Genomic DNA, 3,680 nt, shown 5'->3' with positions numbered 1-3,680 from the left:
AGCATTACAACCATGTCCGGCCGCATAGCTCACTGAATTACATGCCGCCAGTTGAATACGCTAAACAGGCAGCATAAAGTAGCCAAATCTCATCATGGGACTGGTACTAATTCAGGGGAAAGGTCACCACCAACTAGGACGCATTTTTCGTTCACGTTGATCACTACAAATGCGTCTTTTACATGGGCGTTAGCCAATGAGAGCAACTATGACGGATGATCTAGAACAAGACAAAATGGACACGTTAGTAGCAACTGCCAAATCTGTCTTAGGCGCTGTGCCTTTTGTTGGGCCTTTGCTATCGGAACTAGTTGGGAATTTAATACCAAATCAGAGAGTAGATAGATTAACAAAATACGTTAAAGAGCTTGAGGCACGGCTTTCCAATATAGATCGCGTGAAAATCGATAATGCATTGAATAGTGTAGAAGGCATTGATCTTTTTGAAGAGGGTTTCGTTCAAGCTTCTCGATCATTAACAGATGAACGAAGAAAGTATGTTGCCAATGTTGTGGCTAATGGAGTCGATGACGAAGCAATTGAATATTCAGAGTCAAAGTATATATTGAAGTTACTTCAAGAACTTAATGAACAAGAGATTATATGGCTTAGGTTCTTTATGGTTCCTACAATTAGCGGAGATGAAGAATTTAGGAAGAAACATAGAAATATTCTTGAGCCGGTTCGTGCGCATCTTGGGTCGGATGAACGCACAATGGAGAAAGCTTCTCTGCAAAATAGTTATAAAGAACACTTAGAGCGTATCGGTCTCATCAGGCCTCATTACCGCATGGACAGCAATACAGGGATGCCAGAATTCGACAAATTTTCTGGAAAGTTATCCATATCGTACAGAGACCTAACGCCAATTGGCAGAATGATACTTAAGCAAATTGGTTTTAACTAAGAAAATAATGGCTAAAGAATATTTGGGGGCAGAGAAAGTAAAAGGGCCAGAGCAAATTGAAACATAGTTAACACCAAGTTTAGTTTAGAAAAGAAATATTAATCGACTCGGACCCTGAGCGATCTCGTTAGAATTCAATTTAGATCAAAGGGGTCAGAGAAAATTGAAATTTAGATGACATTATTTTGAAAGCACTTAGTTTCTTTTATAACTGAGCATCATATTGATCCCAACCCTTTTTTTAGTAGCAATAAACCAAACGGTGTCCGGTGGTAAAGGTGGCGGTGCTTTTGGAGATGGTGAATAGTTGGAAACAGCAAGATAAATGAAATACCCTGTTCTCAATATCGTTTATGCTGAATAGCCAAGGTGGCAGTATCAAGATGTCAATTAACCTAATTTGATAAATATATACGCATATTGTAAATAGATTTTTAATCTGTTTTATAAATGGAGTTATCCTTGCAGCGACTTCTGGCATTCCTGGCAATTTTTATCATTTTAATTTGTGGCATATTTGTTTTTCGCCGTTTAATTGGCATATACAAATTGCGTCATTCTCATCGCCAAATTGCAGAAGTCGCAGAGGATATCTCCGGAATTGCCAAAGTTGCTGCTGCAGTTGCTGCTTTAGCAGCATGGAGTCTTGCTCCAGTTGGTATTTATTCTTTTTTTGTATCTCCACCCTTAGTTGTTTTAATTGCACCATTTATAATCGCATTTGCTATGGGTGCGTCTGCGTTATCTTCAGTTGCTCGAATTTATGCTAACAAGGCTGACTCAGTTAAAAAAACTGAAAATATCCTTAAAGGTGTAGATTCAGATGGCTGACAATTTGAGCATTAGTAAAGTTAGGGTTTCCTTGATGCAAAATTAATGATTCTTGATTAATGTAAAAACCGAACCCGACAAAGTAAGGAAACAAGATGCAAAACAAAATTGCTCTCTACGGTGCTGGAAATGTCGGTGCCACTACGGCCCACTGGTTAGCTCAAAAAGAATTAGGCGATATCGCGTTATTTGATATTTATCAGCAAATAGCCGAGGGCAAGGCACTGGATTTAATGCAGTCCGGTCCGGCGGCTGGTTTTGATGCGAAGATCACTGGCAGTAATCATCCTGAAATCATTGCTGATGCGAATATTGTGGTGGTTTCTGCTGGCGTGCCACGGCGTAAAGACCCTGAAACCGGTAAATATCCAGGCCGTGACGAGTTAATCAAAATCAATCAGGTGGTGATGGAGCAGGCGGCAGAGCATATTAAACACTACGCCCCCAATAGCATTGTGATTGTTGTGACCAACCCGATTGAAGCGATGTGTCATGTGGTGAAAGAGGTCACTGGCTTTGCCAATGAACGCATTATCGGGCAGGCGGGCGCATTGGATACCACTCGCTATAAAGCGTTTATCGCGATGGAGTTGGGCGTTAGCGTTAAAGACGTAAATGGTCTTGTCATTGGAGGTCACGGTGATGCGATGGTGCCATTACCCACACATACCACTATTTCGGGGATTCCTATTCTTGATTTGATCAGTGAAAAACGTCTGGAAGAAATCATTCATCGCACAGCACATGGTGGTGGAGAGATTGTGAATTTGCTCGGCTATAGCAGTTATTACGCAGCCGCCGCCGCCACCGCCCAGACTATTGAATCGATATTGAAAGATCAAAAACGCCTTATTCCCAGCGTTGTTTATACCCAGGGTGAATACGGTTACACGGATTTATTTATCGGTCTGCCCACTATTTTGGGCTGTAAGGGTGCTGAAAAAATCATCGAACTCAATTTAGATTTTGATGAAAAAGCCAAACTCGAACATTCAATGAATGCGGTGAAAGAGGTGGTGGCGTTGTTGGGGTATGGTGGAGACTGCTAAGTATCAGCCAAATAAAGTTAAATCTATAAAAAGGATTTAACTGGCTGCGTCAATGCCATCAAGAATAGCTTGAGCAATATCCCAAGGCAGTCTTCTGTTAGCATCCTTCATATGTTGGTAAGCGGCTCTCGCTTCTGTCGTTGTAATAAGTTGTTGTCGGACCATTTGTTCGACAATCCAGAGCGTGCCTTTTACTTCTACGCCTTCAATTTCTGCCGCTTCTCGCAATGCTTTATCACCCGTTATTAATGGACAGTTTTCTTGTTGTGCAAGAGCCAATGCAAAACAATCATTCCTGCTGGGTTTAGTATATTGCTGAGTCAAGTTCATAACCTGCATCATTGAGGTGCTGGTTAGTTCTCTTGTAGACAACCCTAATTCAAGTAGGTGGTTATGCTGTTCTTGGAGTTCTTCTTCGAAGAGTATGTCTGGGATTGAAAATTGATATGGCAGCTCAAACATAATCTGAATGAGCTGCCCCTCTTCTAGGTCGATTAAGATGTTGGCGTCACTAATTAATAGCTGCACTGCTCATCATTCCTGGCTTTCGCTCGTTATGAAAGCTCGATAATGACATTTTCATTAACTCAGCAGCTTTTGATTCACCAATATAGTTTTCTCCCAGTGCACGATATACGAGCTGCTTATATAGATAAGTGTCTTCATTTGGATACTGATCTTCAGGCTCTCGAGTGCGCCAGCCCAGCTTGCTAAAATGCATAAAATAGCGTTTTTGAAGACTTTCGCTGATTATCCCGCACTGCCGGCCCGCATAAGTACCGCCATCATACTGATGCCGAACTCATGTTTGAGCATAAACAATTCTCGCCATTCAATAGCGCTTCGACGATTGCCTAAATGTTGGTATAAAGCTTCACGTGGTAGCAGGAAAG

At 41.5% G+C, this 3,680-nt stretch carries 4 protein-coding genes; 3 read left to right on the top strand and 1 reads right to left on the bottom strand.

Annotated features, from left to right (window positions below):
* The first annotated feature begins 208 nt into the window (after positions 1-208).
* The 3 genes from E8Q33_RS13925 to mdh all read left to right on the top strand — a co-directional run bounded on the left by E8Q33_RS13925 (position 209) and on the right by mdh (position 2,787).
* The gene (locus tag E8Q33_RS13925) at positions 209-907 is read left to right on the top strand and encodes a hypothetical protein (protein ID WP_136555482.1); all 699 of its coding nucleotides are present in this window, start codon (positions 209-211) and stop codon (positions 905-907) included.
* 462 nt (positions 908-1,369) lie between these two features.
* Positions 1,370-1,738, top strand: a complete 369-nt coding sequence (locus E8Q33_RS13920; RefSeq protein ID WP_136555480.1) for a hypothetical protein — start codon at positions 1,370-1,372, stop codon at positions 1,736-1,738.
* A gap of 95 nt (positions 1,739-1,833) precedes the next feature.
* Positions 1,834-2,787, top strand: coding sequence for a malate dehydrogenase (mdh, locus tag E8Q33_RS13915; RefSeq protein ID WP_136555478.1), 954 nt, complete (start codon positions 1,834-1,836; stop codon positions 2,785-2,787).
* 36 nt (positions 2,788-2,823) lie between these two features.
* Here mdh and E8Q33_RS13910 read toward each other — a convergent pair whose 3' ends face one another.
* Complete coding sequence (locus E8Q33_RS13910) at positions 2,824-3,315, bottom strand: DUF3368 domain-containing protein (RefSeq protein WP_247870121.1); 492 nt, start codon at positions 3,313-3,315, stop codon at positions 2,824-2,826.
* Positions 3,316-3,680: the final 365 nt, after the last annotated feature.

The organism is Methylophaga sp. SB9B (assembly GCF_004832235.1).
Taxonomy (GTDB): domain Bacteria; phylum Pseudomonadota; class Gammaproteobacteria; order Nitrosococcales; family Methylophagaceae; genus Methylophaga; species Methylophaga muralis.
The sequence above is the reverse complement of the archived record's forward strand: the minus strand, read 5'-3'. Positions and strand labels throughout refer to the sequence as shown.

Excerpts from the sequence above, each read along its gene's own strand:
- E8Q33_RS13925 (WP_136555482.1), top strand. The coding sequence starts at position 209 with ATGACGGATGATCTAGAACAAGACAAAATGGACACGTTAGTAGCAACT.
- mdh (WP_136555478.1), top strand. The coding sequence starts at position 1,834 with ATGCAAAACAAAATTGCTCTCTACGGTGCTGGAAATGTCGGTGCCACT.